Source organism: Kribbella sp. (genome assembly GCF_035687465.1).
GTDB lineage: Bacteria > Actinomycetota > Actinomycetes > Propionibacteriales > Kribbellaceae > Kribbella.
In genome coordinates, this window is sequence record NZ_DASRXP010000691.1 from 1 (window position 1) to 16,785 (window position 16,785).

General features: G+C 68.3%; 19 protein-coding genes. 12 read left to right on the forward strand and 7 right to left on the reverse strand.

Features of this window, described 5'->3' with window-relative positions:
• Positions 1 to 352: 352 nt before the first annotated feature.
• Positions 353 to 1,177, reverse strand: coding sequence for an LLM class flavin-dependent oxidoreductase (locus tag VFG33_RS37395; protein WP_325057763.1), 825 nt, complete (start codon positions 1,175 to 1,177; stop codon positions 353 to 355).
• Between the two features lie 111 nt (positions 1,178 to 1,288).
• Between VFG33_RS37395 and ygfZ the strand changes: the two genes are divergently transcribed.
• The 5 genes from ygfZ to VFG33_RS37420 all read left to right on the forward strand — a co-directional run bounded on the left by ygfZ (position 1,289) and on the right by VFG33_RS37420 (position 4,915).
• Positions 1,289 to 2,284: a CAF17-like 4Fe-4S cluster assembly/insertion protein YgfZ gene (gene ygfZ / locus VFG33_RS37400; RefSeq protein WP_325057764.1), complete on the forward strand. Its 996-nt coding sequence runs from the start codon at positions 1,289 to 1,291 to the stop codon at positions 2,282 to 2,284.
• Positions 2,285 to 2,342: 58 nt separating this feature from the next.
• Positions 2,343 to 3,344, forward strand: a complete 1,002-nt coding sequence (locus VFG33_RS37405; RefSeq protein ID WP_325057765.1) for an asparaginase — start codon at positions 2,343 to 2,345, stop codon at positions 3,342 to 3,344.
• Positions 3,345 to 3,425: 81 nt separating this feature from the next.
• On the forward strand, positions 3,426 to 3,902 hold the full coding sequence (locus VFG33_RS37410; protein ID WP_325057766.1) for a helix-turn-helix domain-containing protein: 477 nt from the start codon (positions 3,426 to 3,428) through the stop codon (positions 3,900 to 3,902).
• Between the two features lie 37 nt (positions 3,903 to 3,939).
• Complete coding sequence (locus tag VFG33_RS37415) at positions 3,940 to 4,461, forward strand: hypothetical protein (RefSeq protein WP_325057767.1); 522 nt, start codon at positions 3,940 to 3,942, stop codon at positions 4,459 to 4,461.
• 103 nt (positions 4,462 to 4,564) lie between these two features.
• Positions 4,565 to 4,915 (forward strand): DUF2516 family protein, encoded by a 351-nt coding sequence (locus VFG33_RS37420; RefSeq protein ID WP_325057768.1) that lies wholly within the window; start codon positions 4,565 to 4,567, stop codon positions 4,913 to 4,915.
• Between the two features lie 67 nt (positions 4,916 to 4,982).
• Here VFG33_RS37420 and VFG33_RS37425 read toward each other — a convergent pair whose 3' ends face one another.
• The gene (locus VFG33_RS37425; protein WP_325057769.1) at positions 4,983 to 5,762 is read right to left on the reverse strand and encodes a L,D-transpeptidase family protein; all 780 of its coding nucleotides are present in this window, start codon (positions 5,760 to 5,762) and stop codon (positions 4,983 to 4,985) included.
• A 293-nt stretch (positions 5,763 to 6,055) separates the two neighbouring features.
• On the opposite strand from VFG33_RS37425, the gene VFG33_RS37430 reads away from it, so the two are divergent.
• On the forward strand, positions 6,056 to 6,559 hold the full coding sequence (locus tag VFG33_RS37430) for an O-acetyl-ADP-ribose deacetylase (RefSeq protein WP_325057770.1): 504 nt from the start codon (positions 6,056 to 6,058) through the stop codon (positions 6,557 to 6,559).
• Positions 6,560 to 6,607: 48 nt separating this feature from the next.
• On the opposite strand, the gene VFG33_RS37435 is transcribed toward VFG33_RS37430, so the two are convergent.
• Both VFG33_RS37435 and typA read right to left on the reverse strand, forming a co-directional pair.
• Entirely contained in the window at positions 6,608 to 7,189 is a 582-nt protein-coding gene (locus VFG33_RS37435; protein WP_325057771.1) for a L,D-transpeptidase, read from the reverse strand.
• Positions 7,190 to 7,310: 121 nt separating this feature from the next.
• Positions 7,311 to 9,173, reverse strand: coding sequence for a translational GTPase TypA (typA, locus tag VFG33_RS37440; RefSeq protein WP_325057772.1), 1,863 nt, complete (start codon positions 9,171 to 9,173; stop codon positions 7,311 to 7,313).
• Between the two features lie 232 nt (positions 9,174 to 9,405).
• On the opposite strand from typA, the gene VFG33_RS37445 reads away from it, so the two are divergent.
• On the forward strand, positions 9,406 to 10,083 hold the full coding sequence (locus VFG33_RS37445) for a TetR/AcrR family transcriptional regulator (RefSeq protein ID WP_325057773.1): 678 nt from the start codon (positions 9,406 to 9,408) through the stop codon (positions 10,081 to 10,083).
• Positions 10,084 to 10,159: 76 nt separating this feature from the next.
• On the opposite strand, the gene VFG33_RS37450 is transcribed toward VFG33_RS37445, so the two are convergent.
• Positions 10,160 to 10,909, reverse strand: coding sequence for an SDR family NAD(P)-dependent oxidoreductase (locus VFG33_RS37450; protein ID WP_325057774.1), 750 nt, complete (start codon positions 10,907 to 10,909; stop codon positions 10,160 to 10,162).
• Positions 10,910 to 11,054: 145 nt separating this feature from the next.
• Between VFG33_RS37450 and mshA the strand changes: the two genes are divergently transcribed.
• Genes mshA through VFG33_RS37465 form a run of 3 tightly spaced genes read left to right on the forward strand, consistent with a single transcriptional unit; the run spans position 11,055 to position 13,556 of the window.
• Positions 11,055 to 12,314, forward strand: coding sequence for a D-inositol-3-phosphate glycosyltransferase (mshA, locus tag VFG33_RS37455; protein WP_414673017.1), 1,260 nt, complete (start codon positions 11,055 to 11,057; stop codon positions 12,312 to 12,314).
• Positions 12,311 to 12,799, forward strand: coding sequence for a type III secretion system chaperone family protein (locus tag VFG33_RS37460; protein WP_325057776.1), 489 nt, complete (start codon positions 12,311 to 12,313; stop codon positions 12,797 to 12,799). Before mshA ends, VFG33_RS37460 begins: the two co-directional genes overlap by 4 nt.
• A gap of 10 nt (positions 12,800 to 12,809) precedes the next feature.
• Positions 12,810 to 13,556, forward strand: coding sequence for a phosphoglyceromutase (locus VFG33_RS37465; protein ID WP_325057777.1), 747 nt, complete (start codon positions 12,810 to 12,812; stop codon positions 13,554 to 13,556).
• Positions 13,557 to 13,610: 54 nt separating this feature from the next.
• Here VFG33_RS37465 and VFG33_RS37470 read toward each other — a convergent pair whose 3' ends face one another.
• Together VFG33_RS37470 and phoU are read right to left on the reverse strand one after the other, a co-directional pair.
• Positions 13,611 to 13,832 carry a hypothetical protein gene (locus VFG33_RS37470; RefSeq protein WP_325057778.1) on the reverse strand — a complete coding sequence of 74 codons (222 nt, stop codon included), beginning with the start codon at positions 13,830 to 13,832 and terminating at the stop codon, positions 13,611 to 13,613.
• A 117-nt stretch (positions 13,833 to 13,949) separates the two neighbouring features.
• The gene (gene phoU, locus VFG33_RS37475) at positions 13,950 to 14,657 is read right to left on the reverse strand and encodes a phosphate signaling complex protein PhoU (RefSeq protein WP_325057779.1); all 708 of its coding nucleotides are present in this window, start codon (positions 14,655 to 14,657) and stop codon (positions 13,950 to 13,952) included.
• Positions 14,658 to 14,860: 203 nt separating this feature from the next.
• Here phoU and VFG33_RS37480 point away from each other — a divergent pair, with 203 nt between their 5' ends.
• Together VFG33_RS37480 and VFG33_RS37485 are read left to right on the forward strand one after the other, a co-directional pair.
• Entirely contained in the window at positions 14,861 to 16,081 is a 1,221-nt protein-coding gene (locus VFG33_RS37480) for a sensor histidine kinase (RefSeq protein ID WP_325057780.1), read from the forward strand.
• Entirely contained in the window at positions 16,078 to 16,755 is a 678-nt protein-coding gene (locus VFG33_RS37485; protein ID WP_325057781.1) for a response regulator, read from the forward strand. Before VFG33_RS37480 ends, VFG33_RS37485 begins: the two co-directional genes overlap by 4 nt.
• Positions 16,756 to 16,785 lie beyond the last annotated feature (30 nt).

Below are 16,785 nucleotides of genomic sequence, written 5' to 3' on the forward strand. Positions count from 1 at the left end.
CTGGGTCGGTCAGTTCGACAAAGCCCAGGCCAAGCAGGTCTTCGCCGGCGAGGACCCCTTCGACGAAGCCGCCTTCGCGGCCGGCGACACCCACGCCGGCGACGTCCCGGAAACCACCCCCGAAACCACCCCCGCACCCGTAGACACCCCCCGCTACTAGCTCTGTACGGGCAAGACAACCTCCCCACAGCGGCGAAAACCCACCTGATCATTCGCCCCCTTTCACCCTCGCCAACTGCCCACGCTGACTGGAAAGTCTGCGGGGAGGGTGAAAAGGGGGCGAATGATCAGGCGGGTTCGCGGGTGCCCCCAGGGGTTGTTTGCCCGTAACGCCCCGGGCTGGCGTGGTTCCTCAGTTCCCGGCGAGCTTCTCGATCACCGGGGCCAGGTCTTCCAGGTAGGTGGCGTTGACGCTGACATAAGAGGCGCCGAACTCGTCCCGCCTGCGTTGCAGCTCATCGGCCATCTCCTGAGGAGACCCGCGCAGCAGCATCAGCGAGTCACTCGCCTCGAGCGTGGCGGCGTCCACGCCGGCGGCCTGCTTGGTCCACGCCGGCAGCTCCCGGGTGCCCGCCGCGAACAGGTTCATCGCCAGCTCGATGTCGTCGGCACGTGATCCCGCAAGCTCCCGGAGTTCGCGGACCAGGGCGACGACCTCGGCACGCGGAGCGGTCGCGGGTTTCGCGATGGACACGATGTCGGCCCGTGCCGCAGCCAGCGCCAGACCCCGAGGACCCGCGGCGGCAAGCATCACCGGCGTGTGGCGATCCCCGTCCAGCTCCGCGAGGTGATCCAGAGTCCGGCGGATCTGGTCCCGCCGCTCCTTGCCCGAGCCGTAGGGCAACCCGAGTTCCGCGGCGAACGCCTCGGTGCCGGGCCGTCCGGTGCCGATGCCGAACTCGAATCGCCCGTCAGTGAGCACGGTCAGCGTGTGGGCGTCCCACGCCGCCTGCCGTGGAGTCCGCAGCGGGGCCGCCGCGACGAAGGTCCCGACGCGGATATCTGCCGTGGCGGCCGCGGTGGCGAGCGACGCGAACGGCGACAGCAGTTGCAGTCCGTCGGGCATCAGGATGGTGGAGTACCCGAGCCCGGCGGCCCGGCGTACGGTCGTCTGCCATTGCTCGGCCCCGTGGTCCGGGCTCGCGACCACGCCGAACCGGAATCGCCTGTCGTTCATCGCTCCTGCTCCCTTCTTCGGTGATGTGGTTCCAGCCTCCTCAATCCCAGCACTGTCCACATCCCACAGCGGGAGGCGTTCGGCCTACGCCCTTGGACGTAGTCTGGTGACATGTCACTGAAGCGCAGCCCCCTGCTCGATCTGCCGGGCGCGGTCGCGGCCGGCGGTCTGGATGCCGGCGTCGCGGCCCACTACGGCTCCGACCTGCGCGAGCAGCGCGCCCTCGTCGCGGGCCAGGGGTACGTCGACCTCTCGCACCGCGACGTGGTCACCATCACGGGACCCGACCGGCTCACCTGGTTGCACGCACTGACCTCCCAGTACTTCGAGGGCCTCAAGCCCGGGACCTCCACCACGGCACTGCTGCTGTCGCCCACGGGCCATGTCGAGCACGTCATGTACGGCGTGGACGACGGCGAGACCTTCTGGCTCCACACGGAGCCCGGGGCCGCCACCGCATTGGTCGAGTGGCTCCAGAAGATGGTGTTCATGTCGCGGGTGGAGATCGCCGACGTGACGGACGACTACGCGATCGTCTGGCGTCCGGGAGCTGCTCCCACGGAAGGGCCGCTGACCCGGAGTGGGGCTGACTCGCTCGGCGGCCACGAGGTGTTCCTGCCCCGCGGTGAACTCTCGGAGCTGACCGGACCGCCTGCAGGCATCTGGGCGTACGAGGCCCTCCGGATCGAGGCCGGGGCGCCGCGGCTCGGCCTGGACTCGGACGAGCGTTCCATCCCGAACGAGCTCGGCTGGCTCGGTGTCGGCGTCCACCTGGACAAGGGCTGCTACCGCGGCCAGGAGACCGTCGCCCGCGTGCACAACCTCGGTCGTCCGCCGCGTCGGCTGGTCCGGCTGCACCTGGACGGCTCTGTGGATCACCTGCCCGCCCACGGCTACGCAGTACGGGCTGGTGAGAAGCAGGTCGGGTTCATCGGGTCGGCTGCGCGGCACCATGAGTACGGGCCGATCGCGCTCGCGCTGGTGAAGCGGTCGGTGGACGCGGACGCTGTACTGGAGGTCGTCGCCGAGGACCAGCCGACGGTCACCGCGACCCAGGAGGTCCTGGTGGATCCCGAGGTCGGTTTGCACGTCCGCGCCCGGCTGTGAGCCGAATCATCTCCAATTGCACTGTTTGCACCTGTCATCTGACCCGTACAGTGCAGCCGTGACCGAACCTGTGATCGTGGCGGATGTCGTCCGCAGTGGCTTCGTCGAGGGGCATCACCGCGGCTCCGTCGTGGTGACGGCTCCGGACGGGACCGTCGAGTGGTCCGTCGGTATCGCCGATCAAGCGATGTTCCCGCGCTCGTCGAACAAGCCGATGCAAGCGCTCGGCATGCTCCGCAGCGGACTGGACCTGGACGGCGGCCTGCTCGCCCTCGCGGGCGCGTCCCACTCGGGCGAGGAGTTCCACCTGGCCGGCGTACGGCGGATCCTGGCCGGCGTCGGTCTGGACGAGTCGGTACTGCGCACTCCGCGGGCCTACCCGATCGACGACCAGGCGCGGGACGAGTGGGTGCGGGCCGGTCATCACCCCGACCGCATCACGATGAACTGCTCCGGCAAGCACGCCGCGATGATCGCGACCTGCGTCGCCAATGGCTGGCCGATCCACGACCTCGCCCTGGAGGAAAGCGCGGACGGGGTCTGGGGCCGCGACGACTACCGATCGCCGGAACACCCTGTCCAGCAAGCGATCCGGACCGCGGTCGAGGACTCGGCCGCCGAGAAGGTCTCGTACGTCGCGGTCGACGGCTGCGGGGCTCCGATCCTGGCGATCAGCCTGGCCGGTCTGGCTCGTTCCTTCGGGCTGTTCGCGTCGGCGGCCGCGGGATCGCTGGAGGCACGGGTCGCGGATTCCTTCCGGGCGTTCCCCGAGTTCGCCAGTGGGAGCAGGCGGGATGAGGCTGCTCTGATGCGTGCGGTCCCGGGCCTGTTCTGCAAGGCGGGCGCCGAGAGTGTGTATGCGGTGGGGCTCGCCGACGGCCGGGGGATCGCTCTCAAAGTGGAGGACGGCGGCGTCCGTGCCCGAGCCGCTGTGATGGCGGCTGTGCTGCAGCACCTGGGTCTCGACAACGAGGAGATCGACGCTCAGACCCGCTTCCCCCTCTACGGCGGCGGCATCCAGGTCGGCTCGGTGCACGCGCACCCCGGTCTGTTCGCGTAGGCACCTGCTCGTAGTACTGGGTGACTCGACTCACGGAGTTGCTGCTTGCAATTGCAAGCACGTTGCTAGCACACTGGGCGCATGGCCAGATTGGGTGATCGCGTCGCCGGTTCGGTGGGTTCGGTCGGGGAGTACCTCGCCGAGCAGCGCCGGCACGCGCAGCTGTCGTTGCGGCAGCTCTCCGATCTGGCAGGTGTGTCGAACCCGTATCTCAGCCAGATCGAGCGTGGCCTGCGGAAACCGTCGGCCGATGTGCTGCAGCAGCTCGCGAAGGCATTGCGGATCTCCGCGGAGACGCTCTACGTACGGGCCGGCATTCTCGATCCGGACGACAGCTCGGACGGCGCACGGCGGGCGACCGGCGTGGTCGACGCGATCCTGCTCGACCCGGCGCTGAACGAGCGGCAGAAGCGCGTCCTGCTCGACGTGTACGCGTCGTTCGTCCGTGAGAACACCCCCGAGACCGCGGCGGCCACCGCCGGCCAGGCGGAGTCCGTCCAGGCCGCGAAGAAGACCGCCGCCAAGAAGACCCCTGCAAGAAAACGCACTACCCAGTAGTTCAGACCCCGCTGAGAAAATTCCGAGGAGAAGCCTGATGGCTACCCGCACTTCAGTCACCCCGTTGTACGTCATCGCCGGTGCCGGCGACCTGGCCGTGGAGAAGTTCCGCGCGGTCAGCGAGGACGTCACCAGCCGGTTCGCCAAGCTGGACCAGAAGACCGTTCAGACCGAGCTGACCAAGCGTCAGACCGAGTTCGCCAAGCGCTTCGAGGCCCTTGCCGCCGACGCCCGCACCGTGCCGGCCAAGCTCCGTGAGCTGCCGGCCGTCGCGCAGGCAAGCCTCTCCACCGTCCTCGGCCAGGCCGAGGTGACCTATGAGGACCTGGCCGCCCGCGGCGAGGAGATCGTCACCCGGATCCGCAGCCAGAAGGCCACCGAGGACCTGGTCGCCCAGGCGAAGACCACGGTGAGCAAGGCCAAGGCCACCCGCACCACCGCGCGCAAGACCGCCGACACCGCCACCCGGAACGTCAAGGCGACTGCCACCAGCGCCCGGAAGACCGCCAAGACGGCGACCAAGGCCGCCTCCGCGGCGGCCGACAAGGTCGGCGACTGAGCGTAGTTCCACCCTGTCGCAACGCTACCTGCGGTGAACGGGTGGTCCGAATCTGCCGATCAGCAGAGGTGGGCCACCCTTTCACTGGGTTAGGCTCGTAGGCATGCTCCCACTCGCCACATTCCCGACCCTGTTCCCCGGGTTCGGCAATCCGATCGACGTCATCTGGTGGGTGCTGCTCGGCCTGAAGTTGGTCGCCCTTCTGGATGCCGCCTTCCGGCCGCGGGCAGTGTTCGTCGCCGCCGACAAGCTGACCAAGCCCGGCTGGGTGCTGATCCTGGCCACCTTCACCCTGTCCCACATCTTCCAGAGCTGGCTGAGTTTCTTCGGCCTGATCGGCATCGTCGCCGCCGGTGTCTACCTGGTCGACGCCCGTCCCGCCCTCCGCGCCGCCACCGGCCGCGGTCGAGGCGGCTGGGGCATCCGCCGCCGCCGCGGCCCCCGCCCCCTCTGAATCACCTCGTAACGTCCGAAGACCCGTGGGGCCTGCCCCGCGGGTCTTCGGACGTTACGGGTGGTGACTACGAGCGGTAGACGATGACCTTGTCGCCGATGTCGATCTGGTCGAAGAGCCACTTGATCTGGGTCAGGTTGCGGACGTTGACGCAGCCGTGCGAGGCGCCGTTGTAGCCGCGGGCGGCGAAGTCCGACGAGTAGTGCACGGCCTGGCCGCCACTGAAGAACATCGCGTACGGCATCGCCGAGTCGTACAGCTTGGACACGTGGTTCCGGCTCTTCCAGCCGACCGAGAACGCACCCTCGCGGGTCGCCGTGGCCTTCGCGCCGAACCGAACATCCATCGTCGCCTTGACCACGCCGTCCACCACATAGCGCAGTTTCCGGCTCGTTTTGTCGATGCACAGGGCGACGCCGGTCGCACAACGCTGGTCCAGCCGCTTGCCATCCACCACCGGAGCCGGCGGGAACAGCTCCGTCTGGGTGGGCTCGTGGGTCGCGGCCTTCAACTGGTCCCAGGTGTTCTGATCGAGGTACCCGAGCTCGGGAATCCCCTTGGAGGCCTGGAACTTCTTCACCGCGCTGCGGGTCGAGGTCCCGAAGGAGTTGTCCTGGTACTGCTTGTCGAGCAGCTTGAGCTGGACCAGCCGGGCTTCGACCTTGCGTACGTCGGCGCTGCTGGAACCGTTCCTCCACAGGGCCTTCGGGTAGATCGGCAGCTCACCGCTCACCTCGAACGGCACGGTCTTCAGGTCGGTGGTCGCCGTCGGTGCCGCTGTCGCTGTTGTTCCGGAACCGATCAGTCCCGAAAAGCCGAGCGTTGCGACCGCCGCCAGGGCGATCACACCGGCCGTTACGTTCCGGACGGCCGGAAGACTACGGAGAAAGCGTCGCGCGCGCATCGGAAACCCCTCGTGGTCGATCTTGTCCCTGCGAAGAGTGGGACGCCCTCACTGACCTGATGGTTGGCGCCAGGCGGGCGCCGGCACCGGACTGTTACCCGGTGCCGGGAAAGCGTAGGTTCTGGACCAGGGTCTCGTCACCTCCTGGGCACAACTCGTGATCACATTGCCAGCAGACGCACAGTCGGCCAACAGTTCGCCGACCGCTGAGGCAGAAAGACCGGGGAGAGTCAGAGATGGAGATCGTGCTGAGCACCGCCGACATCACCACCGTGCCCGCGGATGCGATCGTGAACGCCGCCCATCACGCCCTGCGCGGAGGCGGCGGCGTGGACGGAGCGATTCACCGTGCGGGCGGACCGGCGATCCTTGCGGAGTGCATCTCGAAGTATCCGGACGGTGTTCCCACGGGCCAGGCCGGCTGGACGAGCGCGGGGAACCTGCCGGCGTCGTACGTGATCCATGTGGTCGGGCCGAATTACCTCGCTGGGCAAAGGGATCCGGAGTTGCTCGAGTCCTGCTACCGGAATGCGCTGAGGATCGCGGACGAGCTCGGCGTACGGGAGTTGACGCTTCCCGCGGTGTCCGCGGGGATCTATGGGTGGCCGGCGCAGTCGGCGGCTGAGATCGCCGTCCAGACGCTGTCACGGACGCCGACGACCGTGGCGAAGGCGACGTTCTGTCTGGTGGAACCGCGGCTGTACAAGGCGTTCACGAAAGCAGCGGCGGCCGGAGAGTGATCTCCGGCCGCCGCTGCTGTGCAGTGCTGGTTGCTCAGTGCTGGTTGCTCAGGCGTTGTAGACGAGCACCTTGTCGCCGACCTTCGCCCGGTTGAAGATCCAGGCGATCTTGGCCTTGTCGCGCATGTTGATGCAGCCGTGCGAGGCGCCGTTGTAGCCGCGGGCCTTGAAGTCCGACGAGTAGTGGATCGCCTGGCCGCCGCTGAAGAACATCGAGTACGGCATCGGCGACTTGTACAGCGACGAGACGTGGTTCTTCGACTTGCGCTGGATCTTGAACATGCCGTTCCGGGTCGGCGTCCGGGGTCCGCCGAAGCGGGCGTCGCCGGTCGCGAGGACCTTGCCGTTGTACAGGAAGACGACCTTGCGGGTCTTCTTGTTGACGCAGATGATCCGGCCGGTCATGCAGCGCTTGTCGAGCCGGAGCTTGCCCGGCACCAGCTTCGCGGCGGCGGTGGTCTTCGCCGCGACCGTCTTCGGAGCGACGGCCTTGGGCGCAGCCTGCGGCGCGGTCGCGGCGGCCGGAGCCGCCTGCGGCGTGGCATCGGCCGTGGTCGCAGCGGTGAAGACACCCACTCCCAGCATCGCGACCGCTGTCGAGGTGGCGCCGAGCTTGCGCAGAATCCCCATGTCCTTTTCCTTCCCCCTACTGATTTGCTTCCACTAGACAGACGTCGTGACGGCCCGTCCGGTTCATAACGATCCGCAACTTTCTCCCCGCCGAATCGACCAACCGGTCAGCCGTCACCGCTCAGGCTTTGTTCTTGCGCCCCAGCTTCGCGCGCTCGAGCTGGGTCAGCGCGAGCTTACGGATCCGGATGGCGTCCGGCGTCACTTCGACACACTCGTCCTCGCGGCAGAATTCCAGCGACTGCTCGAGTGACAGCTTGCGGGCCGGCACCAGCTTCTCGAACTCGTCCGCGTTCGACCGGACGTTGGTCATCTTCTTCTCGCGGGTGATGTTCACGTCCATGTCGTCGGCGCGGGAGTTCTCGCCGACCACCATGCCCTCGTAGACATCGGTCCCCGGCTCGCAGAACATCGTGCCGCGCTCCTGCAGGTTCACCATCGCGTACGACGTGGTGACGCCGGTGCGGTCGGAGACCAGGGAGCCGGACGGACGGGTACGCAATTCGCCGAACCACTGCTCGTAGCCCTCGAACACGTGGTGCGCGATCCCGGTGCCGCGGGTGTCGGTGAGGAACTCGGTCCGGAAGCCGATCAGGCCACGGGCCGGCACCAGGAACTCCATCCGGACCCAGCCGGTGCCGTGGTTCGTCATCTGCTCCATCCGGCCCTTGCGGACCGCGAGCAACTGGGTGACGGTCCCGAGGTATTCCTCCGGGCAGTCGATCGTCAGCCGCTCGACCGGCTCGTGCCGCTTGCCGTCGATCTCGCGGGTGACCACCTGCGGCTTGCCGACGGTGAGCTCGTAGCCCTCGCGGCGCATCTGCTCGACCAAGATGGCCAGCGCGAGCTCTCCACGGCCCTGGACCTCCCAGGTGTCGGGGCGCTCGGTCGGCAGCACCTTGATCGACACGTTGCCGACCAGTTCGCGGTCGAGCCGGTCCTTGACCAGGCGGGCGGTGACCTTGGTGCCCTTGACCCGGCCGGCCAGCGGCGAGCTGTTGGTACCGATCGTCATCGAGATGGCCGGCTCGTCCACGGTGATGAACGGCAGCGGCTTGGGGTCGTCGGGGTCGGCCAGCGTGTCGCCGATCATGATCTCCGGGATGCCGGCGATCGCGCAGATGTCACCCGGTCCGGCCGAGTCACCCGGCACCCGCTCGAGCGCCTCGGTGATCAGCAGTTCGGTGATCTTGACCCGCTGGATGGTGCCGTCGTGCTTGCACCAGGCGACCTGGGAGCCCTTCTTCAGGGTGCCTTCGTGCACCCGGACCAGCGCGAGCCGGCCGAGGAACGGCGAGGCGTCCAGGTTGGTCACGTGCGCCTGCAGCGGCGCGCCCTCGGTGTACTCCGGGGCCGGTACGTTCGCCAGGATCGTCTCGAACAGCGGCTCGAGGTCCTCGGAGTCCGGCATCCCGCCGTCCTCGGGCTGGGTCAGCGAGGCGCGACCGGCCCGGGCCGAGGCGTACACCACCGGGAAGTCCAGTGCGCTCTGGTCGGCGTCGTGGTCCAGCAGGTCGAGGAACAGTTCGTAGGTCTCGTCCACGACCTCGGCGATCCGGGCGTCGGGACGGTCCACCTTGTTCACCACGAGAATCACCGGCATCTGGCGGGCCAGCGCCTTCCGCAGTACGAACCGGGTCTGGGGCAGCGGGCCCTCGGAGGCGTCGACCAGCAGGACGATCGCGTCGACCATCGACAGGCCGCGCTCCACCTCGCCACCGAAGTCGGCGTGACCGGGGGTGTCGATGATGTTGATCGTCATCGTCTGCCCGTCGGCCATCTTGTGCCGGACCGCGGTGTTCTTGGCGAGGATGGTGATGCCCTTCTCGCGCTCCAGGTCACCGGAGTCCATCGCTCGCTCGTCCACGTGCTGGTGGGCCCCGAAGGCCCCGGACTGCCACAGCATCGCGTCGACGAGGGTGGTCTTCCCGTGGTCGACGTGAGCCACGATGGCCACGTTGCGCAGGTCATTACGGAGGGGCATGCGGAAGCGCTCCAAGCAAGTCGGATCAAGAAGGCGGTGGCTACGGCGGGATCTACGTGCCACTTCGACGCAGGGCGCAGCCAGTCCATCGTACCGGTGACAGACCGTGTCGACGAAACCGGTTGAGCCTTTGACATTCGTTCGCCGTACGTACAGTCTATGAACAGGCGCCTGGGGAGGGGCCTGACAACAACGGGGGGCCGACCCGGAGTGCCGAGCATGAGGTGGGGGGTTGCTCGGCACTCCAGGTCTCGGCCATACGGGACGGAGCAAGTTGCCGCGCTCGGTCAGCACCAATCAGGCGCTGCGGGAGCGCTCCCGCGAGCGCATCCTCAGTGCTGCCCTCGAGGTGTTCGGTGAGAAGGGCTACGAAGCCGCCTCGATCTCCGATGTGACCCAGCGGGCCGGCGTCTCCCGTGGCCTGGTCACCTACTACTTCCCCTCGAAGCAGCGCCTGGCCGCCGAACTACTGGACCGCTGGCTGGACGGTATCGCCGCGATCCTCGAACTGCAGGGCACCGCGGACGAACGGCTGGCGGGCATCATCGACGGCACCTTGATGGCCGCGGCCGCCACCCTGCCGGTGCAGCGCCTGGCCATCTCACTGATGATGCAGCCGGCCACGCACCCGATCTTCGCCGAGGTGGAAACCGAGAAGTCGGCCCGCCTGTCCCTGGTCGAGGACGCCATCCGCGCCATCTTCGCCGAGCGAGGTGCCCCCGACCCGGCTGTCGAGGAGATGCTGCTGCGAGCCACCCTCGAAGGCGTCACAGTCAAACTCGCCATCTACCAGGAGACCTTCCCGGTAGAAGCGATCCGCCGCCGCCTCTACACGTCCTACGCCCTCCCCGCCCCGGAACTCCCGCTCCCGGTCCCCTCACCCCCGATAACCCGCCTCCGCGCCAAGTAGCTCGAGATCCGGAGCTGGATAGATCTGTCACACGAAGGCAGCGAGCGTGTGACGTTCAGATCCAACCGCCGGGCGGCTACTGGGTGCGGTGGACCTTGTGTTGGGCGGCTTGGGCTCGGGGGCGGACGGTCAGGCGGTCGATGTTGACGTGGGCGGGGCGGGTGGCGACCCAGGCGACGATGTCGGCGATGTCGTCGGAGGTGAGGGGTTCGGCGACGCCGGCGTACACGGCGTCGGCCTTGGCCTGGTCGCCTTCGAAGCGGGTCAGGGCGAAGCCCTCGCTCTTCACCATGCCGGGGGCGATCTCGCAGACGCGGACGGGCTGGTCGAAGAGTTCCAGCCGGAGTGTGTCGACGACCGCCTTGACCGCGTGCTTGGCGGCGGCGTACCCACCGCCGCCCTCGTAGGCGACCTGCCCGGCGGTCGAACCCATCACGATGATCGTGCCGCCGCCGGCGATGAGGGCCGGGAGCAACGACTTGGTGACGGCCGCGACGCCGATCACGTTCACCTCGTACATCCGCCGCCAGGCGTCAAGATCCGCCTCCGCGACCGGCTCGAAGCCGAACGCGCCGCCGGCGTTGTTGACCAGCAGGTCGACCCGGTCGCCGACCTCCGCCGTGAGCGCCGCGACATCCTCGGCCGAGGTGACATCGCACTGCACCGCACGACCGTCGATCTCCTTCGCCAGCGCCTCGATCCGGTCCAGCCGGCGGGCTGCGCAGATCACCTCGTAGCCCTCCCGGGCCAGTCGCCGGGCCGTCGCCGCCCCGATCCCGCTACTCGCTCCGGTGACGACGGCAAGAGGACGCGTACTGGAAGTCATACCCCTGAGTCTGGCAAACCCCTCACGTCCCCGTCTCACGGGCTCCGGGGAGCGGATAGGGAGAAGTCCTGATTCCGCGCTGTGGCGGCGGAGATACGCTGACAGCGTGACCCAACCCTCCGACCGCGCGCTTCGGCGGGTCGCGATGATCAGCCTCCACACCTCGCCCCTGGACCAGCCCGGAACCGGCGACGCCGGTGGCATGAACGTCTACGTGGTGGAGCTGTCGAAGCGCCTCGCCGACCTCGGCATCGAGGTGGACGTCTTCACCCGTGCGACCTCCTCCGCGCTGCCCGCCAAGGTCGAACTCCTCCCCGGCGTGACCGTGCGCAACGTGGCCGCGGGTCCGTACGAAGGCCTGTCCAAGAACGAGCTCCCCGCCCAGCTCTGCACCTTCGCCCGCGCCGTACTACGCGCTGAAGCGATCCGTGAGCCCGGGTACTACGACGTGATCCACTCGCACTACTGGTTGTCCGGCCAGGTCGGCCTGCTCGCCAGAGACCGCTGGGCAGTGCCGCTGGTGCACACCATGCACACCATGGCGAAGGTGAAGAACGCCTACCTCGCGGACGACGACGTACCGGAGCCGCCTGCCAGGTTGCTCGGCGAGGAGCAGGTGGTCGAGGCAGCGGACCGGCTCCTTGCGAACACCGACGACGAGGCCCGCGAACTGATCAGCCTGTACGGCGCTCAACCCGCGAAGGTCGGCGTGGTCAACCCAGGGGTCGATCTGGAGGTCTTCAGCCCAGGGGACCAGGCCGCCGCGCGAAGGGCGGTCGGAGTCCCCGAGGACGCGATCGTGCTCGCCTTCGTCGGCCGGATCCAGCCGTTGAAGGCGCCGGACATTCTGATCCGGGCCGCGGCCAGGATGCTCGAGCAGGACCCGTCGCTGCGCGACCACCTCGTCGTCGCGGTGATCGGCGGCCCGTCCGGCAACGGGATGGAACACCCCGAGGCCCACGCGGAGCTCGCCCGCGCATTGCGGGTGGACGACGTCACCCGGTTCGTGAAGCCGGTGGAACGCGCCGGGCTGGCCCAGTGGTACCGGGCAGCCACAGTCGTCTGCGTGCCGTCGTACTCGGAATCCTTCGGCCTGGTCGCGCTGGAGGCGCAAGCCTGCGGTACGCCGGTGGTCGCGGCGGCTGTGGGCGGCCTGACGACCGCGGTCTCTGACGGGACGACCGGGCTGCTCGTGCCCGGTCATGAGGTCGCCGACTTCGCCGACGCGCTGCACCGGATCGCGACGGATCCGGCACTCCGCGAGAGCATGGGCAAGGCCGCGGTCGAGCATGCCCGGGGATTCGGCTGGGAACAGACCGCGGAGAAGACGCTGGCCGCCTACCGGGCGGCAGCGGAGACGATGGCGGCCGAGCTCTCGGCGCTGGACAGGGAGGCGTCTGGATGAGGGTGTCGGCCGCGGACGTGATCCGCCAGGTGCTGACCGAGAACGACCTGGAGTTCACCGAGGCGACCCCGGGGGCCTTCACCGCGGACCTGCCGGGCGAGCGGAAGCTGAAGACGACGGTCACGCTGACCGTCGGGGTCCAGGCGGTCCAGGTGCACGCGTTCGTGGCCCGCCGGCCGGACGAGAACCACGAGGCCGTCTACCGCTGGTTGCTGGAGCGGAACCTGAAGATGTACGGCGTCGCGTTCGCGCTGGATCACATGGGTGACATCCACCTGGACGGCCGGGTCCCGTTGCACGCGATCACCCCGGTGGAGGTGGACCGGCTGCTCGGCGCGGTCCTCGAGTACGCCGACACGTCGTTCAACACCATCCTCGAACTGGGCTTCGCGACCTCGATCCGCAAGGAGTACGAGTGGCGGTTGTCCCGTGGCGAGTCCACCCGGAACCTGGACGCGTTCAAGGGCTGGTTGGAGCCCCGATAGTCTTGGCGGCATGACCTATCGCCTGATCCTGCTCCGCCACGGCCACAGCGACTGGAACGCCAAGAACCTCTTCACCGGCTGGGTCGACGTCGACCTGAACGCTCAGGGTGTCGAGGAGGCCCAGCGCGGCGGTGAGCTCCTTCGCGACCGCGACCTGCTCCCGGACGTGCTGCACACCTCGGTACTGCGCCGCGCCATCCGCACCGCGAACATCGCCCTCGAGGTCGCCGGGCGCCAGTGGATCGACGTCCGCCGGTCCTGGCGGCTGAACGAACGCCACTACGGCGGCCTGCAGGGCAAGGACAAGAAGCAGACCCTCGCCGAGCTCGGTGAGGAGCAGTTCATGCTGTTCCGCCGCTCCTACGACACCCCGCCGCCGCCGATCGAGCGCGGCTCGGAGTTCGACCAGGCCGGCGACCCGCGGTACGCCGGACTGCCGAGCGAGTTGCTGCCGGCAACCGAATGCCTGAAGGACGTCGTCGAGCGGATGCTGCCGTACTGGTACGACGCGATCGTGCCGGACCTGCGCGCAGGCAAGACCGTCCTGGTCGCCGCGCACGGCAATTCCCTGCGTGCGTTGGTGAAACACCTCGACAACCTCGACGAGCAGACCGTCGTCGGCCTGAACATCCCGACCGGCGTCCCGCTCTACTACGAGCTCGACGACGACTTCAACCCCCTGAAGGCCGGCGGCGAATACCTCGACCCGAAAGCCGCCGCAGCCGCCATCGAAGCAGTCAAGAACCAGGGCCGCTAGTGTCCCGTGAGCGATGCACGCACCTGAACGCCAGCATCGTTCAAGCTACATCGCTCACGGGACACTGGAGGTCGAGGTCCGGAGGTGGTCGAGCAGCTCCTGCAGGCTGGGGTGCTGCGCGACCACCTCCGGACTGCCCTCCAGTAGTTGGAGTTGGTCTCTGCGGAGCTGCCTCAGCCGCAATTCCACCGCGTCGAGGTGGGCCAGCATTTCGGGGGGAGTCATCGCGGACAGGTCGGCGTTGACCAGGGCGTCGGTTGTGGCGGAGTCGCTCATACCTGTGAACCTATCCGCCCCGACCGCCCAGCCCCGACGAGCTCTGTCGCCTGTGGATGAACAGCAATCAGCCCTCGGCAACCTGGTGAGGTTGCCGAGGGCTGATTCGGGTCCGTGTCAGTTGCCGTTCGGGCTTGGGGTCGAGGCTCCGGCGCCGGAGCCGGCGGCGGTGCCGCCGATGGCGACAGGGAGCTCGCCGGTGACGAGGTAGACGACCCGGCGGGCCATCGAGACCGCGTGGTCGGAGATGCGCTCGTAGTACCGGCCGAGCAGGGCGATGTCGACCGCGACCTCGACGCCGTGCGGCCAGGACGAGTCCATCATCAGCCGGAACTGGTTGCTGCGCAGCTTGTCCATCTCGTCGTCGACGGCCTCGAGCTTGCCGGCCGCCTCGACGTCGCGGGACTTGATCACGTCACCGGCGGCGTCGACCATCCGGCCCGCGACGCTGCCCATCTCCTCGATCACGCCGTGCAGCTCGGTCGGGATCGCCGGCGCCGGGTAGCGCAGCCGGGCGATCTTCGACACGTGCGCGGCCAGGTCGCCCATCCGCTCCAGGTCGGCGACCATCCGCAGCGCCGCGACCAGCATCCGCAGCTCGTTGGCGACCGGCGCCTGCCGGGCCATCAACTCGAAGACCTTCTCCTCGACACCCTCGCCGGCCGCGTCCAGTTGGATGTCAGCGGCAATCACTTCCTCGGCCTGGCGGATGTCGGCCGTCAGCAGTGCGGAGGTGGAGCGGTTTACGGCGGTGGACACCGTCCTGGTCATCCGCTCGAGCTCCGCGAGGATGTCGTCGAGCTGCTCGTGGTAGGTGTCGCGCATCGTTTCTGCTTCCGATCTGTGGTGTCCAGCGTTGCCCTGGGCGGTGCCTGGGCACAACCAGTATCCGCCCCACCGGACGTTATGCCGTCGAGGTTGCCGGACGGCGACGAGTGGTGAACGCGCGATGAACAGTTAGGTCGTGTTCCGGTCATCCTGTGCTCATTCGGTCTTTCCCTGTGATTTCCCCGCGTAGCATCGTTGCCGTGGACCCCACGCTGGCTGCGGTGCTGGGCGGCGTCATCGGCGCGGCCCTGGCTCTGCTTTCACTGGGGGCGATGGTCCTCAGTGAGCGATCCCAGCAGAAGGTCCCGGTCTCCCCGGACCCAATCGTACCCATCGGCGTGGCCACCGTGCTGTCCGTACTGCGCTCTTCGGCCGTGGTGATGGGCCCCGAGGACCAGGTCCTCCAGGCCAGCGCCCCGGCCCACGTGCTGGGCATCGTCCGGGGCGAGCGACTGCTGGTGGACGAGCTGCTGACCATGGTCCGCGCGGTCCGCCGCGACGGGGAGATCCGTCAGCAGGACCTCGAGATCGTCCGCGGCCGGCTCGGCGCCACGCAGTACGTGAGCGCCCGGGTGGCCCCGCTGGGCAGCCAGCTGGTGCTGGTCCTGGTCGAGGACCGGACCAGGGAACGCCGGCTGGACGCGATCCGGCGCGACTTCACCGTCAACGTCAGCCACGAGCTGAAGACCCCGATCGGCGCGCTGATCCTGCTCGCCGACGCCGTCTCCGAGGCCTCCGACGACCCCGAGGCCGTGCAGCGGTTCTCCGGCCGGATGCGGATCGAGGCGGCCCGGCTGAGCCGGCTGGTCAAGGAGATCATCGAGCTGTCCCGGCTGCAGGGCGACGACCCGCTGGAGAACCCCGGACCGGTCGACATCAACGGTGTGATCGAAGCCGCGGTCGACCGCTGCCGGGTGGACGCGGAGGACCGCGACATCAACCTGGTGGTGAAGACCGACCCGGCCCTCGAGGTGATGGGCAGCGAGGACCAGCTCGCGATCGCGATCGGCAACCTGGTCGAGAACGCGGTCAACTACAGCCCCGACGGAACCAGGGTCGCGGTCGCCGCGCACCCGATCGGGGACCTGGTCGAGATCACCGTCAGTGACCAGGGCGTGGGGATCCCGAGCAGCGACCTGGAACGCATCTTCGAACGGTTCTACCGGGTCGACCGGGCCCGGAGCCGTGAGACCGGTGGTACCGGCCTCGGCCTCTCGATCGTCAAGCACATCGCCTCGATCCACGGTGGCGACGTGCGGGTCTGGAGTGTCGAGGGCCAGGGTTCCACCTTCACCGTCCGACTCCCGCTGCGGCTTGATCCCGCGACCGGGCAACCGACCGACTCCACCAGCCAGGAGGAGACGGCCATCTATCTGACGCCGACCCCGTCGGAACAGAAGACCAAGGAGGCAGCTTCGTGACCCGAGTGCTGGTCGTCGAAGACGAAGAGAGCTACAGCGACGCGTTGTCGTACGTACTGCGCAAGGAAGGGTTCGAGGTCGCCGTCGCGGAGACCGGACCGGACGCGCTGGACGAGTACGACCGAGCCGGTGCGGACATCGTCCTGCTCGACCTGATGCTGCCGGGCCTGTCCGGTACCGAGGTGTGCCGGGCGCTGCGAAGCCGCGGCAATGTCCCGGTGATCATCGTCAGTGCGAAGGACACCGAGGTGGACAAGGTGGTCGGCCTCGAACTGGGCGCCGACGACTACGTCACCAAGCCGTACTCGCCCCGGGAGCTGCTGGCCCGCATCCGGGCCGTACTGCGCCGCGGCGCGGACGTCGAACTGCTGCCGGACACCCTGGAGGCAGGGCCGGTCCGGATGGACGTGGAGCGGCACGTGGTGACGGTGTCGGGTGCGGAGATCCGGCTGCCGTTGAAGGAGTTCGAGCTCCTCGAGATGCTGCTGCGCAACACCGGCCGGGTCCTGACCCGGGGGCAGCTGATCGACCGGATCTGGGGCGCCGACTACGTGGGCGACACCAAGACCCTGGACGTCCACGTGAAGCGTCTCCGCTCGAAGCTGGAGAAGGACCCCTCGAGCCCCGCGCACCTCGTCACGGTCCGTGGCCTGGGCTACAAGTTCGAGGCGTAGATCGTAGGCACACCCACCGGACTGTGGATG